Source organism: Acidovorax sp. 106 (genome assembly GCF_003663825.1).
GTDB lineage: Bacteria > Pseudomonadota > Gammaproteobacteria > Burkholderiales > Burkholderiaceae_C > Acidovorax.
The window spans coordinates 4,124,835-4,140,936 of record NZ_RCCC01000001.1 but is presented as its reverse complement, the minus strand read 5'-3'; the positions used below and the strand labels follow the sequence as shown (position 1 = coordinate 4,140,936).

General features: G+C 60.9%; 10 protein-coding genes. 2 read left to right on the top strand and 8 right to left on the bottom strand.

Annotated elements, in window-relative coordinates; translation table 11 throughout:
- Positions 1–100: 100 nt before the first annotated feature.
- From C8C98_RS18175 to dnaE, 4 genes are all read right to left on the bottom strand, one after another.
- Positions 101–1,408, bottom strand: a complete 1,308-nt coding sequence (locus C8C98_RS18175; protein ID WP_121455418.1) for a dicarboxylate/amino acid:cation symporter — start codon at positions 1,406–1,408, stop codon at positions 101–103.
- Positions 1,409–1,971: 563 nt separating this feature from the next.
- Positions 1,972–4,317: an ATP-dependent Clp protease ATP-binding subunit ClpA gene (clpA, locus tag C8C98_RS18170; protein ID WP_099655342.1), complete on the bottom strand. Its 2,346-nt coding sequence runs from the start codon at positions 4,315–4,317 to the stop codon at positions 1,972–1,974.
- Positions 4,318–4,376: 59 nt separating this feature from the next.
- Entirely contained in the window at positions 4,377–4,745 is a 369-nt protein-coding gene (clpS, locus tag C8C98_RS18165; protein ID WP_099655341.1) for an ATP-dependent Clp protease adapter ClpS, read from the bottom strand.
- 154 nt (positions 4,746–4,899) lie between these two features.
- Positions 4,900–8,436, bottom strand: coding sequence for a DNA polymerase III subunit alpha (gene dnaE, locus C8C98_RS18160; protein ID WP_121456370.1), 3,537 nt, complete (start codon positions 8,434–8,436; stop codon positions 4,900–4,902).
- A gap of 183 nt (positions 8,437–8,619) precedes the next feature.
- On the opposite strand from dnaE, the gene C8C98_RS18155 reads away from it, so the two are divergent.
- Positions 8,620–9,420 carry an outer membrane protein assembly factor BamD gene (locus tag C8C98_RS18155; protein WP_099655340.1) on the top strand — a complete coding sequence of 267 codons (801 nt, stop codon included), beginning with the start codon at positions 8,620–8,622 and terminating at the stop codon, positions 9,418–9,420.
- Here the strand turns inward: C8C98_RS18155 and C8C98_RS18150 are convergent.
- On the bottom strand, positions 9,383–11,479 hold the full coding sequence (locus tag C8C98_RS18150; RefSeq protein WP_233574594.1) for an ATP-dependent DNA helicase: 2,097 nt from the start codon (positions 11,477–11,479) through the stop codon (positions 9,383–9,385). The genes C8C98_RS18155 and C8C98_RS18150 overlap by 38 nt on opposite strands.
- A 260-nt stretch (positions 11,480–11,739) precedes the next feature.
- Here C8C98_RS18150 and C8C98_RS18145 point away from each other — a divergent pair, with 260 nt between their 5' ends.
- A complete protein-coding gene (locus C8C98_RS18145; RefSeq protein WP_099655339.1) occupies positions 11,740–12,537 on the top strand; it encodes a PP2C family serine/threonine-protein phosphatase in 798 nt (265 codons plus the stop codon).
- A 130-nt stretch (positions 12,538–12,667) separates the two neighbouring features.
- On the opposite strand, the gene C8C98_RS18140 is transcribed toward C8C98_RS18145, so the two are convergent.
- The 3 genes from C8C98_RS18140 to lpdA all read right to left on the bottom strand — a co-directional run bounded on the left by C8C98_RS18140 (position 12,668) and on the right by lpdA (position 16,031).
- A complete protein-coding gene (locus C8C98_RS18140; RefSeq protein WP_121455417.1) occupies positions 12,668–13,390 on the bottom strand; it encodes a hypothetical protein in 723 nt (240 codons plus the stop codon).
- Positions 13,387–14,484 carry a cell division protein ZapE gene (gene zapE, locus C8C98_RS18135; RefSeq protein ID WP_121455416.1) on the bottom strand — a complete coding sequence of 366 codons (1,098 nt, stop codon included), beginning with the start codon at positions 14,482–14,484 and terminating at the stop codon, positions 13,387–13,389. The genes C8C98_RS18140 and zapE overlap by 4 nt, the downstream gene beginning before the upstream one ends.
- 119 nt (positions 14,485–14,603) lie before the next feature.
- Positions 14,604–16,031 carry a dihydrolipoyl dehydrogenase gene (lpdA, locus tag C8C98_RS18130; protein WP_121455415.1) on the bottom strand — a complete coding sequence of 476 codons (1,428 nt, stop codon included), beginning with the start codon at positions 16,029–16,031 and terminating at the stop codon, positions 14,604–14,606.
- Between the last annotated feature and the right edge of the window lie 71 nt (positions 16,032–16,102).

Genomic DNA, 16,102 nt, shown 5'->3' with positions numbered 1-16,102 from the left:
CTACGCCCAACGAAAAAGGACTGGCACAGGCCAGCCCTTCAGACGCTATGAGAGCGTGCTCAAAGAAGTGACGGCCACATTGCCGCAGCCGCCCCTGTCGTTACGTTGCAGGCTGGGCGGCCTCGTCGTCACCCACGGCAGGAATCATCTCCTCACGCTCGGCCAAGGCCTCAGGCACCGGGTCGATGGCTTTTTCCCACTTGGCGACCACCGCCGTGGCGATGGCGTTGCCCATGACGTTGGTGAGCGTGCGGCCCATGTCCAGGAAGTGGTCAATGCCCAGAATCAGCAGCACACCCGCCTCCGGCAGGTTGAACATGGGCAGCACCGCCGCCACCACCACGAGCGAGGCGCGTGGCACACCGGCAATGCCTTTGCTGGACACCATGAGCACCAGCAGCATGGTGATTTGCGCAGACAGGGGCATGTCAATGCCATAGGCCTGGGCAATGAAGATGGCTGCAAACGTGGTGTAGATCATGGAGCCATCCAGATTGAAGGAATAGCCCAGGGGCAGCACAAAGCCCGTGACCTTGGGTTTGATGCCAAATTTTTCCAGTTGCTCCATCAGCTTCGGATACACGGACTCGCTACTGGCGGTGGAGAAACCAATGAGCATGGGCGTGCGGATCAGCTTGAGCAGGCGGAACACATCACGCCCCAAGACCATGTAGCCAGCCAACACCAGCACCACCCACAACGCCGCCAAGGCCAGGTAGAAGCTCAGCATGAATTTGCCAAACACACCCAACATGCCCAGGCCCTGGGTGGTGATGGCGCCAGCCACCGCGCCGAACACGCCCACGGGAGCAAAGCGCATCACGTAGTCGGTGACCTTGAGCATCACATGGACCACCTCGTCCAAAGTGGCCACCAGGGTGCGCGCAGCCTGGTTGTGCAAGTGCCCCAGCGCCATGCCAAAGAACAGCGAGAACACCAGGATCTGCAGGATCGCGTTGTTGGCCATCGACTCCACAATGCTCTTAGGGAACACCTGGGTGATGAAGTCACGCAGGTTCAAGGCACCTGTCTTGAGTTGTGTGGCGGTGCCCACCTCGGGCAGAGGGATCGACAACGAACTGCCCGGCTGGGTCAGATTGGCAATGACCAAGCCCAACGCCAGGGAGATCAGGGAGGCCCCCATGAACCATGCCAGAGCGCGCGTACCAATGCGCCCCACGGTGCGCGAATCGCCCATGGTGGACATGCCAGCGGCCAGGGTCGCAAACACCAGGGGGGCGATGATCATCTTAATCATGCGCAGGAAGATGTCGGTCAGCAGGCCAAAGTAGCCTGCGATTTCCTTGGCCGCCTCAGGCGTGGGCGCCCAGGTGTGGCAGGCGTACCCGACCAATACCCCCAAAACCACGGCCAGGATGACCATCGCGGTCAGACGATTGAGTTTCATGCGATCTTCTATGGATTGAAAAAGGAAAAGCCCCGCGAGACGGCGTTTCCTGGTTCAGAAATCGCCGCACTCAAGGAATGGGCTATGACTGCATTGCAAATAGCGCGAACGGCACACACGCACCACAGCGCAAGCTGTGGCGAGACCCCGTCAGCCCATGAAGGCAATCGCGCGCCCCAGGGGATGGAAGGACCTCCCCGATCAGACGGATGGGACCACCGTGGGTGGCATGTTGCATGGCTTGTCTCCGATGGGTAACTGGCCACGTCTCGCGCAGCCTGCCCTAGCCTTTGCATGCAATGTGCCAATGCCTGCAGCCGATCCAAGTCATTGATTTGCAAAGACAAAGCGCATGGCGACCGCCCACAAACATTCGGAAAACCGAACAACAAAACGCACCAACATCCGAACCATCGAACAGCCATGCAGATCGGAATGCATCCATCCACTGCACAACGGGTTGCGCTGTGCGAGCTGTAGCGAGACAAAAAAAAGCCGACCCATCGGGTCGGCTTGTGGAGGAGCAGGACACAGATGCCCGTCAGGCACCAGCGTCTACCAGATCAATCGGCGGTCGCTTCCTCAGGCTCCGCAGGCTCTGCCTTGGCTGACCGCTCCTTTTTCGGCAAGGGCTGAATATCCAACAAGACTTCGGGCGTCTCCACACCTTTTTCATCGGTCTTGGTTTCGATATCCACCGTCAAGCGACCACCTTCCGTCAGGCGACCAAACAGCAACTCGTCGGCCAGCGCACGGCGAATGGTGTCCTGGATCAGGCGCTGCATGGGGCGAGCCCCCATCAGAGGATCGAAGCCCTTCTTGGCCAGGTGCTTGCGCAACTGGTCGGTGAAGGTGACCTCCACCTTTTTCTCTGCCAACTGGGTTTCGAGCTGCAGCAGGAACTTGTCCACCACGCGCAGGATGATCTGCTCGTCCAGCGCCTTGAAGTTGACGATCGCATCCAACCGGTTGCGAAACTCGGGCGTGAACAGGCGCTTGATGTCACCCATCTCATCGCCCGCCTGGCGCGGGTTGGTGAAGCCAATGGTCGCCTTGTTCATCGTCTCGGCGCCCGCGTTCGTGGTCATGATGATGAGCACGTTGCGGAAGTCGGCCTTGCGGCCGTTGTTATCCGTCAGCGTGCCGTGGTCCATGACCTGCAGCAGCACGTTGAAGATGTCCGGGTGCGCCTTCTCGATTTCGTCGAGCAGCAGCACTGCGTGCGGCTTCTTCGTGATGGCTTCGGTGAGCAGGCCACCTTGGTCGAAGCCGACATAACCTGGAGGCGCGCCGATGAGGCGGCTCACGGCATGGCGCTCCATGTACTCGGACATGTCAAAACGGATCAGCTCGATGCCCATGATGTAGGCCAGCTGCTTGGCGGCTTCGGTCTTGCCAACGCCTGTGGGGCCGCTGAACAGGAACGAGCCGATCGGCTTGTCGCCTTTGCCCAGGCCCGAACGCGCCATCTTGACCGAGGACGCCAGCACTTCGAGTGCCTTGTCCTGGCCAAACACCACGCTCTTGAGGTCGCGCTCCAGCGTCTGCAGCTTGCCGCGGTCGTCGTTGGAGACATTGGCAGGCGGAATGCGAGCGATCTTGGCCACGATCTCTTCGATCTCGGCCTTGCCGATGGTCTTCTTGCGCTTGCTTGGCACCATGATGCGCTGCGCAGCACCCGCCTCATCGATCACATCGATGGCCTTGTCGGGCAGGTGGCGGTCGTTGATGTACTTGGCACTCAACTCCGCCGCAGCCTGCAGGGCCGCTGCAGCGTATTTCACGCTGTGGTGCTCTTCGAAGCGCGACTTCAGGCCCTTCAGAATGTCGATGGTTTCTTGCACCGTCGGCTCAACCACGTCCACCTTCTGGAAGCGGCGCGACAGCGCGGCGTCTTTCTCGAAGATGCCCCGGTACTCCGTGAACGTGGTGGCGCCAATGCACTTGAGTTGCCCGCTGGACAGCGCAGGCTTGAGCAAGTTGGACGCATCCAGCGTGCCACCCGAAGCCGCACCCGCACCAATCAGGGTGTGGATTTCGTCAATGAACAGCACCGCGTTGGGCTTGTCCTTGAGCGCCTTGAGCACGCCCTTGAGGCGCTGCTCAAAATCGCCACGGTACTTGGTACCTGCCAACAAGGCACCCATGTCCAGCGAGTACACGACGGCCTCGGCCAGGATTTCGGGCACATCGTTTTGCGTGATGCGCCATGCCAAGCCCTCGGCAATCGCCGTCTTGCCCACGCCCGCTTCACCCACCAGCAGCGGGTTGTTCTTGCGGCGGCGGCACAGGATCTGGATGGTGCGCTCCACCTCGTAGTGGCGGCCGATCAAGGGGTCGATCTTGCCGTCCTTCGCAGCCTGGTTCAGGTTCTGCGTGTACTGCTCCAGGGGAGAGGCTTTTTCGGACCGTTCGCTACCGCCCTCTTCGCTCTCTGCGGGGCTTTCGGCCTTGGTGGGCTCTGGCGGCTCGCCCTTTTTGATGCCGTGGGCAATGAAGTTCACCACATCCAGGCGCGTAACACCCTGCTGGTGCAGGTAGTACACGGCGTGTGAGTCCTTCTCGCCAAAAATGGCGACCAGCACGTTGGCACCGGTGACTTCCTTCTTGCCATTGCCCGTGGACTGCACGTGCATGATGGCGCGCTGGATCACGCGCTGAAAGCCCAGCGTGGGCTGGGTGTCCACCTCGTCGGTGCCAGCCACCTGTGGGGTGTTGTCTTTGATGAAGTTCGACAGCGAGGACCGCAGGTCATCGATGTTGGCCGAACAGGCACGCAGCACTTCGGCGGCGCTAGGGTTATCAAGCAGTGCAAGCAGCAGGTGCTCCACGGTGATGAATTCGTGGCGTTGCTGGCGGGCCTCGACAAAGGCCATGTGCAAGCTGACTTCCAGTTCTTGGGCAATCATTTGAGAACTCCTTTGTGCTTGCGGGGTAGGAATAACTTTAGTTCAGGGTCAAAGACCTGTTATTCAACAGGCTCACTGACACATTGCAGGGGGTGGCCCGCTTTTGCGGCGGCATCCAGCACCTGCTCCACCTTGGTGGCAGCCACGTCGCGCGAATAAACGCCGCAAACGCCTTTGCCATCGAGGTGGATCTTGAGCATGATTTGGGTGGCCTGCTCACGGTCTTTACTGAAAAACTCCTGCAGCACCACAATGACAAACTCCATGGGGGTGTAGTCATCATTGAGCATGACCACCTGGTACATCTGGGGGGGCTGGGTCTTTTGGGTGCGCCGCTCAAGCACGACCGAACCGCCATCATCCCGCGCTGGCCGAGAAACAGGCGGCGCGGTGGGGGGAGAGGGTGGTTTTGTTGCCATGAAATTCATTCTAGCGATCCCGAAGCCCGGTTGTCGCCTAAGAAATCTAATGATTGGCGTCTATTTTTCAAGGCCCGGCTGCAAATATCGTGGCGGCCCGTCCAGCGCGCCGCCGTCCTTTCCAAAACGATCACCTCACGGTGAATCAACGCGCCAATCACGGCTATTCGTACACCACCGTGGTGGTGCCACTGCCAGCCTGCGCGCTCCAGGCGGCCAGCGCAGCATCGGTGGGGAAAAACCGGCTGCCCTCGCCCAGCTGCAGCTCGGCAACGGCCCCTCCGGCATAAGACTGGCAACGTACGCCCATGCGAACTCGCAGCCCATGCAAGATGTCGCCCGACTCAGTTTCCTCCTTGTGAGGCGGAAACTCTGACACCAGGCGACGCACATCCGGCTGGGCGTCACCCATTGCAATGTGCAGGTATTTGCCAAACCGGCACCGTGCGCCAGCCAGATCCCACACCTGCTGCACCTTCACGCGCAACCCGCCGCTAAAGTGGTCCATCTGCAGGCGCCCCATCATCACCACGAACTCGTCTTCCTTGAGTTGATTGCGGTAGGTATTGAGCAGTGCCTCGTCTGCCGAGGCTTCGATCATTCCCGACTTATCGTCCAGCTTGAACAGGCCCAGCTTGCCTCGCTGGCCATTGATGACCCGGAAGTCACTGATGATGCCTGCCAAGACTTGTGGCTCACGGCTGTCCAGCAATTCATCGATCTGGGTGCGAACGAACTTGCGCACCTCCCCCGCCACCTCATCGAACAGGTGGCCTGAGAGATAGAAACCCACCGCTGTTTTTTCCTGGGTCAGCCGCTCTTTGATACCCCAGGGGATTGCATCCACCAGATCGGGCTCTTGCGTGCTGGAGCCGTGGGCGTCGTCGCCCATCATGTCGAACAGACCGCCCTGGTTCACGTTGGCCAGCGTGGCCGCTGCAAAGTCAAAGGCTCGGTCAATCGACGCCACCAGAGAGGCCCGATTCATGTTCATCGAATCAAAGGCCCCAGCCTTGATCAGCGCCTCGAGCGTTCGTTTGTTCAGCCGACCTTTGTCTACCCGCACACAAAAATCGAACAAGCTCTTGAAAGGCCCCTTGGTGCTGCCCTGTGGCCCCTCTCCGCGCCCTTCGCGCGCGGCCACCATCGCTTCGATGGCTTGTTGACCCGTGCCCTTGATGGCACCCAGCCCGTAACGAATGACCTTGTCGGTCACTGGCTCGAAACGGTAGAAACCGCGATTGACATCAGGCGGCTCAAAGCTCAACCCAAAATTCTTGCAAGCGTCTTCGTACAACACCTTGAGCTTGTCGGTGTCGTCCATTTCAACGGTCATGTTGGCGCAGAAAAACTCAGCGGTGTAGTGCACCTTGAGCCAGCCAGTGTGATACGCCAACAGCGAATAAGCGGCAGCGTGCGACTTGTTGAAGCCGTAGCCCGCAAACTTCTCCATCAAGTCGAACACTTCGTCCGCCTTGTCCTGGCTGATGTTCTTTTCCGCAGCCCCCTTGCGAAAGATCTCCCGGTGCTCGGCCATTTCCTCGGCCTTCTTCTTGCCCATAGCGCGGCGCAGCATGTCGGCGCCGCCCAGGCTGTAGCCACCCAATACCTGGGCGGTCTGCATCACCTGCTCCTGGTACACCATGATCCCGTAGGTTTCGGCCAGCACCGGCTCGACCAACGGGTGGGGGTACTCCACCGGCTCCTTGCCGTGCTTGCGGTTCACGAAGGTGGGGATCAGGTCCATGGGGCCCGGGCGATACAGCGCATTGAGCGCAATCAAGTCCTCCAGACGGCTCGGGCGGGCTTCTTTGAGCATGCCCTGCATGCCCCGGCTTTCAAACTGGAACACGGCCTCGGTCTTGCCTTCGGAAAACAGCCGGTAGGTGGGGCCGTCGTCGAGCGGAATGTTCTCGTAGGCAAAGCCCTCCTGACCCTTGTGGCGCTTCATGATGAACTCGCGCGCAATCTCCAGGATGGTGAGCGTCGCCAGGCCCAAAAAGTCGAACTTCACGAGGCCAATGGCCTCCACATCGTCCTTGTCGTACTGGCTCACTGCCGACTCGCTGCCGGGCTGCTGGTACAGCGGGCAAAAGTCAGTGAGCTTGCCCGGCGCGATCAAAACACCCCCGGCGTGCATGCCGATGTTGCGCGTCATGCCTTCGAGTTTTTGCGCCATCTCGATGACGGTTTTGACGTCTTCTTCCTTGCGCACACGCTCGTAGAGCATGGGCTCCAGCTCCAGCGCGTAGTTGTTTTTGTCGCCCTCTTTCTTCACCTCGGGCGGGTACTGCAAGGTGTAGGACATGCCAGGCTTACCGGGCACCAGCTTGGAGATGCCATCGCAGAAGGTGTAGCTCATGTCCATCACCCGGCCCACATCGCGGATCGCGGCCTTGGCGGCCATGGTGCCGAACGTTGCAATCTGGCTCACGGCATTCTTGCCGTACTTTTCCTTCACGTAATCGATCACCCGGTCTCGGTTGCCCTGGCAAAAGTCAATATCGAAGTCGGGCATCGATACCCGCTCGGGATTCAGGAAGCGCTCAAACAGAAGGTTGTATTCCAGCGGATCCAGATCGGTGATCTTGAGCGCATAGGCCACCAGCGAGCCCGCACCCGACCCCCGGCCCGGCCCCACGGGGCAGCCGTTGGCCTTGGCCCACTGAATGAAGTCCCCCACGATGAGGAAGTAGCCTGGGAACCCCATCTTGAGGATGGTGCCCAACTCAAACTCCAGTCGCTCCACGTAGCGCGGGCGCTCCTTGTCTCGCTTGGCTTCGTCAGGGAACAGGTGCTTCAGACGCTCCTCCAGCCCCTCGAACGATGCAAAGCGGAAGTACTCTTCAGCAGGCATGCCGTTAGGCGTGGGAAACGCTGGCAACTGCGGTTTGCCCAGCACCAGGGTAAGGCTGCACCGCTTGGCGATTTCTGCGGTGTTGGCGAGCGCCGAGGGCACATCTGCGAACAACGCCTGCATCTGCTCAGCGGACTTGAAATACTGCTCGCGCGTAAAACGCCGCACCCGTTTCGGATTGGCCAGAATTTCCCCGCCAGCGATACACACCCGGGCTTCATGGGCCTCGTAGTCCTCGGCAGTCAAAAACTGAACGGGGTGCGTGGCAACGACAGGCAAGTTCAGCCGAGCGGCCAATTGCACAGCAGCCACCACATGGCTTTCATCGTCCACACGGCCTGCGCGCTGCAACTCCATGTAAAACCGATGGGTGAAAATGCCCGCCAGCCTCAACGCCAGGTCGGCAGCGCCCGCCTCGTCGCCCTTGAGCAAAGCCTGGCCTACAGGCCCAGCCTGCGCACCAGACAAGGCGATCAGCCCATCCGACAACTCCTGCAGCCACGCCCAGGTGGACACTGCCAGATTCTTGACAATGTTCTTGGTCCAGGCGCGCGCTAGCAATTCCGAAAGATTCAGGTAACCCTGCTTGTTTTGCACCAGCAGCAGCAACCGCGTGGGGTCCGCGCCCGACTCACCCTCCAGATAAATCTCGGCGCCAAGCACCGGCTTGACGCCCTTGCCGCGCCCTTCCTTGTAAAACTTGATGGCGCCGAAAAAATTGTTGAGATCGGTGATGGCAAGGGCTGGCTGCCCGTCTGCCGCAGCGGCCTTGACGACCTCATCGATGCGGGTGGTACCGTCAACGACGGAGAACTCTGTGTGCAGGCGCAAGTGAACGTACATGCCCTCCATTGTAGAAAGGCGCCCAAGCTTCCATTCGCTAGCGCCGAGGAATTTGAGGGGGCAAATGAGGCCATTACAATGCCGCTTCAATCTGTGGCCACCGGTAGGAGGATTGCATTGGCAGTCCACCCCGCCCCACTCGTGGAAGACTAGGTTCTTCTAATTGCCTGAAAGCTGCTTGCGATGCGTCTTGCCCCACTGCCTCTTTGCTCTGTCCTGCTAGCGTCCCTGGTGCTGGCCGGTTGCTCCAGCACCCCGGAAGACAAAACCGCCGGCTGGAGTCCGAACCGTATCCACTCGGAAGCGAAAGATGAAATGAGCAGCGGCGCCTATGACAAGGCCGTGCCGCTGCTGGAGAAGCTCGAAGGCCGTGCCGCTGGCACCCCCCTGGCGCAGCAAGCGCAATTGGACAAGGCCTACGCCCAATTCAAGGGAGGCGAAAAAGCCCAGGCCATCGCCACCCTGGATCGCTTCATGAAGCTACATCCCGCCAGCCCGGCGCTGGACTACGCGCTGTACCTGAAAGGCTTGGTCAATTTCAATGACAACCTGGGCCTGTTCTCCTGGATCTCTCGCCAGGACCTTTCAGAACGCGACCAAAAGGCGGCCAAGGACTCCTTCGAGTCTTTCAGTGATCTGGTCACCCGCTTTCCCGAGTCCCGCTATGCGCAGGACTCTCGCCAGCGCATGACCTACATCGTCAATTCGCTGGCCCAGTACGAAGTGCATGTGGCACGTTACTACTACGAGCGCGGAGCCTATGTGGCAGCCGTGAGCCGGGCACAAGTTGCACTGGCCGACTACAAGGATGTCCCCGCACTGGAAGAAGCGCTGTACATCCTGGTTCGCTCTTACGATGCCCTGGGCATGACCCAACTGCGCGATGACGCCCGCCGCGTCATGGCCACCTCCTACCCCCAAAGCAGCTACCTGCGCGAGGGTGGCTTCAAGACCAAATCGGATCCTTGGTGGAAGTTCTGGTGATCTCGGCCAGCGCCTGCAGCGCCTCTTGAAACGATTCGGGGGTTTCCAGGCGCCGCATGGGCGGCAGCACCGCCACCAACCGCTTGCCATAGCCCTTGGTCAATAAGCGCGGGTCACACACCACCAAAATGCCGTGGTCCGACTCGCGCCGGATCAATCGGCCAGCACCCTGCTTGAGGGCCACAGCCGCCTCGGGCAAAGCGTAAGTTTGAAACGCTCGGCCACCCGCCGCCTCAATGCGCTGGGTGCGTGCCTCTACCAGAGGGTCACCCGGTGGAGGAAAGGGCAGCTTGTCGATGACCACCAACTGCAGCGCATCGCCAGGCACATCAAAGCCCTCCCAAAAACCCATGGACGCGATCAGGATGCAGCCTTTTTGCCCATGCGCCGCTCCCGCTCGGAAACGCTCCATCAATCTGCGCTTGGGCCATTCGCCCTGCACCAGCACCTCTAGCAGTGCCCCATGCTTGGCCAGTTCCTCACGCAACGTGGAGGCAATGACGCCCAGTGCTCGCAACGTGGTGGTGAGTACGAGGGTGCGTCCGCCCAGAGTCGCTGCAGCCTGGGCTGCCAAGGCGGCTACCGCCGGGCCATGCTGTGGATCTGACGGCGAAGGAAAGTCCTTCGGCACAAAAAACCCTGCCTGGGTGCTGTAGTCAAACGGACTCTCCACCCGCAAGATGCGAGCGCCCTCCAGCCCACAGCGCTTCACAAACCAGGACAACTCCGCATCGTGCCCCAGCGTTGCTGAAGTAAACACCCAGGCGCGCGAAGGACCCCGAGCTGGCGCGGGCCACCCATCGTCATCCACCGCTTCTTGCGCAGTGGCCAGCAAACGGGTGCGCATGGCTTCTGCAATGTCCAGCGGCGACTCCACCAAGCGCAAGCCGCCTCCCGCCTCCAGCCAGCGCACATAGCCCTCCGGGCAAAGCCCCTGAAACCTGGACAACCGCAACAGCAGCGCCGCCCCCCGTTCGGCCAGCCGGGCCATGTCTGGCGCCACCTCACTGAAGGCCTCAACAGCGTTCTGCGCCTGTGCGCATACCTGCTCCAGCCCAGCCATGGCCGCTTGCCAGCGTGGCAGATCCAGCCCCTCTGGCGCACCATGCCACCAGCCGCGCCTGGATGGCATCGTCCCGTCCGCCCCGGCGACTGCGCTCCATCGGCGCGCGGCCTCTTCCAGCGCGGCGTGAAGGCCCAGCCAATCAGCGAAGCCCCTCGCATGCTGCAACCCCGCAGCCAGAACATCACGCGCAAACTCCTGGATTTGCCCAGATGTCAGCTGCATCCCCAAAAACTGCACCCCAGTGTCGCTCAGCTGGTGTGCTTCGTCAAAAATAACCACGCGCACCGAGGGCAGCAACTCGGCGACGCCCGACTCTCGTACGGCCACATCGGCAAAGAACAGGTGGTGATTGACCACCACCACGTCAGCCGCCATGGCTTCGCGACGGGCCAGATTCACATGGCACTCTTTGGCGCTGGGGCACTGTGAGCCCTGGCAGTTATCGCGGGTGGAGGTGACCAGAGGGATCACTGGCGAGCGCTCGTCCAGGCCCGTGAGTTCAGACAGATCACCCGAGCGGGTGCTGCGCGACCAGTCTTCGATCTTCGCCAGCACGCGCAACATTTGCGCACCTTGCACAGCCATGTCATGGCGCGCCAGCGCCATGCGATGCAGGCACAGGTAGCTGCTTCGCCCTTTGAGCAACGCAATGCGCGCTGGAATTCCCAAAATCTCCAGCAATCTAGGGATGTCGCGCGAACAAAGCTGGTCCTGCAAAGCCTTGGTGGCCGTGGAGACCAAAGCCCGCTCCCCACTGAGCAACACGGGTACCAAATACGCATAGGTTTTGCCGACGCCCGTCCCGGCCTCGACCACCAAGGCACCACCTGACTCAATGGCGCCAGACACCGCCAGCGCCATCTGAACCTGCCCCGCGCGCGGCCGATACAAAGGGTCCGAGCGGGCCAGCAGGCCATCGCCCACGAATATGGACTCCACCACCGCACCCAAAACCGAAGGGGAAGACAAGGGCGCAGCGGAGTCCTGTGGCATAGCTCAACGAAAAGAAAGTGGAAAGGCCGAAGACACTGGGGCACTCGAATGATGCCCAATGCAGCGGCCACGCAAGCGGAGCGAAAAATCTCTATACCCCAGCCTGCGCCGCCTGGCGCCACAACGCAAGGCATCTCAAACAGTGGGCAAAGCTGTGCGGCAGCACCGCCATGGCAAAAACGCCACAGGCAGGCGGATAATACGCGGCTCAGCGCTTCATAATGACCGGCAGCGTTCTACCACGCACCACAATCCCCAGCATGACCAAAGCGTTCCGTCTCATCGCATCCACCGGCATCCACAAAGGTGACCGGGAATACCAGCAAGACCAAGTGGCCTTGATTTCGCACAACCGGCACAACGGCTGTGTTTTGGGCGTGGTGGCCGATGGCATGGGCGGGCGCAGCGGGGGCCGCAAAGCCTCCGACCAAGTCATGATGACGGCCCGCCAGTTGTTTGAGCGCTATTCCCCCGAGACAGACGACCCTGCTGCCATGCTCAAAGCCATGGTGGAAGAGGCCCACATCGTCATCCGGCTAACGGCCATTTCAGCCGAGCAAGAGCCTCACAGCACCATCGCCGCCTTCCTCATCAACCCCCGTGGCGACTGCCATTGGGTGCACGCAGGCGATTCGCGCATCTACCACTTCCAAGGCGGACGGCTCATCCACCGCAGCAGCGATCACTCTTATGTGCAGGCCCTGGTAGACAGGGGCGAGCTGACCGAGGCCGAGGCCAACAACCACCCTCACTCCAACATCCTGGTGGGTTGCCTGGGCACCGAGAGCGATCCGCCCGCAACACCCCACATGATTTCGCAACTGCGCCCTGGCGATGTCCTGCTGGCATGCAGCGACGGGGTCTGGCACTACTTCTCGCCCACCGAGTTGGCCTCGGTGGTTGAATCCTTGTCGCCGCGTGAAGCCACGGAGTTCTTGATTGAAAAAGCCCGCTCACGTGCCCGTGGGGGCGGCGACAACCTGTCGCTGGTAATTGTCAAGATCGAAGCCTTGGCTGAAGAGAAAAAGCACGCCAGGCTGGTCAGCACAACACCCTGATTCCACCCCAACCGACACAGCGACCCAACGGCCCGGCCAGCTCTCTGGCGGGCCGTTTTGCTTTGCATGGGCCAAGGCAGGGCCATCAGCCAGGGCCACCTGTCATGCGGCCCCACCCAATGGCTCACCATCACTGTGGCGTGGGCAACGGTGCTGCGGGCTTATGCCCATCCGCTGCGGATTGGGCCTGCTCTTTGTCTCGCCGGGCCCGACGCGCCTCGGAGGCTTTTTCCGCATCCAACTGTCGTTGGCGGGCCTTGGCTGCGCGCTCGGCGCTTTCTTTTTCACGGGCTGATTGTTCAGCGGCCTGCGAAGACTGGCGAGCCCGCTGCTGGCTGGCCCTTTCCTGGGCCTCACGGTCGCGCAGCACGACCGTTCCGGGAGACTTCTCTCGGGCCGCAGGCTTCCCCCCCTGGGGTGCGTTGCGCACAGTGGCTGAAGCTGCAGACGCTCCCCCCGCAGGCCCCGCAGCATCGGCCGCAGAAGACTGCTTTTCTTCAATCTGGCGCAGGCGCTCCTGGGCCTTTTCTTTGCGCTCGGCATCGTTGATTTGCACCTCTTGGGCACGCAGCCGCGTTTCCACCTGCCGCCACTCGTTGCGGGCATCGCGCAAGCAATCCTCCACGGCAAACAGGCGGTAGCACTTCACCTCCGTCTGCTTGCGCTGTGCCAGATTCTGCTTGCGCTCTTGCTCGATACCCGAACGCTGTGCCGCCCGCTGAGCAGATGCTGCGCGCAGCGCCTCATGCGGGGAAAGGTCTGCGTCACGAGGCTGGGCTGCCGCCTGGCCTGCCGACAACACAGCGACGCACGCCGCCATGCTCCATACCGATGATGCAATGGTCTTTTTCATGTCAGCCCCGTATCCACCAAACGCCGCTCCAAATCCAAAAATTCTTTGGACTGCATTTCGTTGAGCCGCGACACTGTGCGCGGAAATTCATGGGCCAAAGGGCCCTCGGTGTAAAGCTGCTCAGGGGCCACGGCGGCTGACAGAATAAGCTTCACCCGCCGGTCGTACAGCACATCCACCAGCCAGGTAAAGCGCCGCGCGGGCGATGCCATGTTCACCGGCATGTAGGGCACACCCGACAACAACACCGTGTGGAACTGCGTGGCAATCTCAAGGTAGTCGTTCTGTGAACGCGGCCCACCACACAACGTGCTGAAGTCAAACCAGACCACCCCACCCGCTTTGCGTCGGGCGCGAATCTCGCGGGCTTCGATGTGCAACACCGGGTCTTCGTCGTGTACTTCGGCCAGCTGATTGAAGGCGTCATCCATCGCTGCATCGGCCTCAGGGCCCAAGGGCGTGTGGTACAGCTTCACGTGCTCCAGCGTACGGCGCCGGTAGTCGGTGCCGTTGTCCACGTTGATCACCTGCATGCGCTCATTGAGCAACGCAATCGCCGGAAGGATGCGGTCACGGTGCAAGCCGTCTGGGTAAAGACCATTGGGCTCAAAGTTCGAGGTGGTCACAAACCCCACGCCGTTCTCAAACAGCGCCGCCAACAGGCGGTGCAGGATCATGGCATCCGTGATGTCGGCCACATGGAACTCGTCAAAACAGATCAGTTTGTAGCGCTTGGAAATGCGCTCACCCAACACATCCAGCGGGTTCACGGTGCCTTGCAGCACCGCCAGCTCACGGTGCACTTCACGCATGAACTCATGGAAGTGCAGGCGCACCTTGCGCTTGAGCGGTACGGCATTGAAGAAGCAGTCCATCAAAAAGCTCTTGCCCCGCCCCACGCCGCCGTACATGTACACGCCCTTGGGAATGTCCGGTCGGTTCACCAGCTTTTTGAACGCATTGGAGCGCTTGGCTTTGTAGGCGCTCCAATCGTCAGCACAGCGCTGCAAAGCATCGACCGCACGCAATTGCGCCGGGTCACTTTGAAAGCCTTTGGCGGCCAGCTCGGCCAGGTACGCCTGTTTGACACTCACGGTGTTGATGCCTCAGAAAAGGCTAACCCCCGCGATGGCGCGAGGGTTAGCTATTAAATCAATAGCTGCTAGCGCTTATGTATAGAGCGCCAGAGGCCATTTTGACTGAAACTCTGGAATCAGAAGTTCAGCGTGCGCTTGTCCACCGCCAGGGCCGCTTCCTTGGTGGCTTCGCTCAAGGAGGGGTGGGCGTGGCAAATGCGCGCGATGTCTTCGGCGCTGGCCTTGAACTCCATAGCCACCACGGCTTCAGAGATCAGTTCGGAGGCCATCGGGCCCACGATGTGCACGCCCAGGATTTCATCCGTGGCTGCATCGGCCAGGAACTTGACCATGCCCGTGGTATCGCCCAACGCGCGGGCGCGGCCGTTGGCCAGGAAGGGGAACGTACCGGCCTTGTATTTCACGCCATCGGCCTTGAGCTGCTGCTCGGTGCGGCCCACCCACGCGATCTCGGGGCTGGTGTAGATGACCCAGGGGATGGTATTGAAGTTGACGTGACCGTGCTGGCCCGCAATGCGCTCGGCCACGGCAACGCCCTCTTCTTCGGCCTTGTGCGCCAGCATCGGGCCGCGCACCACATCACCCACAGCCCACACGCCAGGCAGGTTGGTCTTGCAGTCGCCGTCCACCACAATGGCGCCGCGCTCGTCCAGGGCCAGGCCCACGGCTTCGGTGTTCAGGCCAATGGTGTTGGGCACGCGGCCAATGGAGACGATCAGCTTGTCGGCGTCCAGCGTCTGGGCTTCGCCCTTTGCATTGGTGTAGGCGATGCTCACGCCCTTCTTGCCGGTCTTGATCTCGCCGACCTTCACGCCGAGTTCGATCTTCAGGCCTTGTTTGTCGAACGCCTTCTTTGCTTCCTTGGCGATCTGCTCGTCCACCGCGCCCAGGAAGGTAGGCAGGCCTTCCAGAATGGTCACGTCAGCACCCAGGCGGCGCCACACCGAACCCATTTCCAGGCCAATCACGCCCGAGCCAATCAGCGCCAACTTTTTAGGCGTGGCGCCAATGCGCAGCGCTCCGTCGTTGGACAGCACCAGCTCTTCATCAAAAGGCGTACCGGGCAAGGCGCGGGCATTGGAGCCGGTGGCGATGATGATTTGCTGGCCCACCAAGGTTTCTTCAGCAGCGCCTGCCACCTTGATCTCGTAGCCGCCTTCAACGGCTTTGACAAACGAACCACGGCCATGGAAGAAGCTGACCTTGTTCTTCTTGAACAGGTACAGGATGCCGTCGTTGTTCTGCTTCACCACGGAATCCTTGCGGCCAATCATCTTGGTCACATCGATCTTCACATCGGTGGCAGTGATGCCATGGTCGGCAAAGTGCTTGTTGGCATGCTCGAAGTGCTCGGACGACTGCAGCAGCGCCTTGGAGGGGATGCAGCCCACGTTGGTGCAGGTGCCACCGGGCGCAGGGCCGCCCTTTTCATTCTTCCACTCGTCGATACACGCCACGTTCTTGCCCAACTGGGCGGCGCGGATGGCAGCGATGTAGCCGCCGGGGCCGCCACCAATCACGATCACATCAAATTGCTTGCTCATAGGAAATCTCTTTGATTCAGTTGAAGAAAAACCCACCGACGAGAGCGCCGCGCAGTGCTTGCGCCCATGCT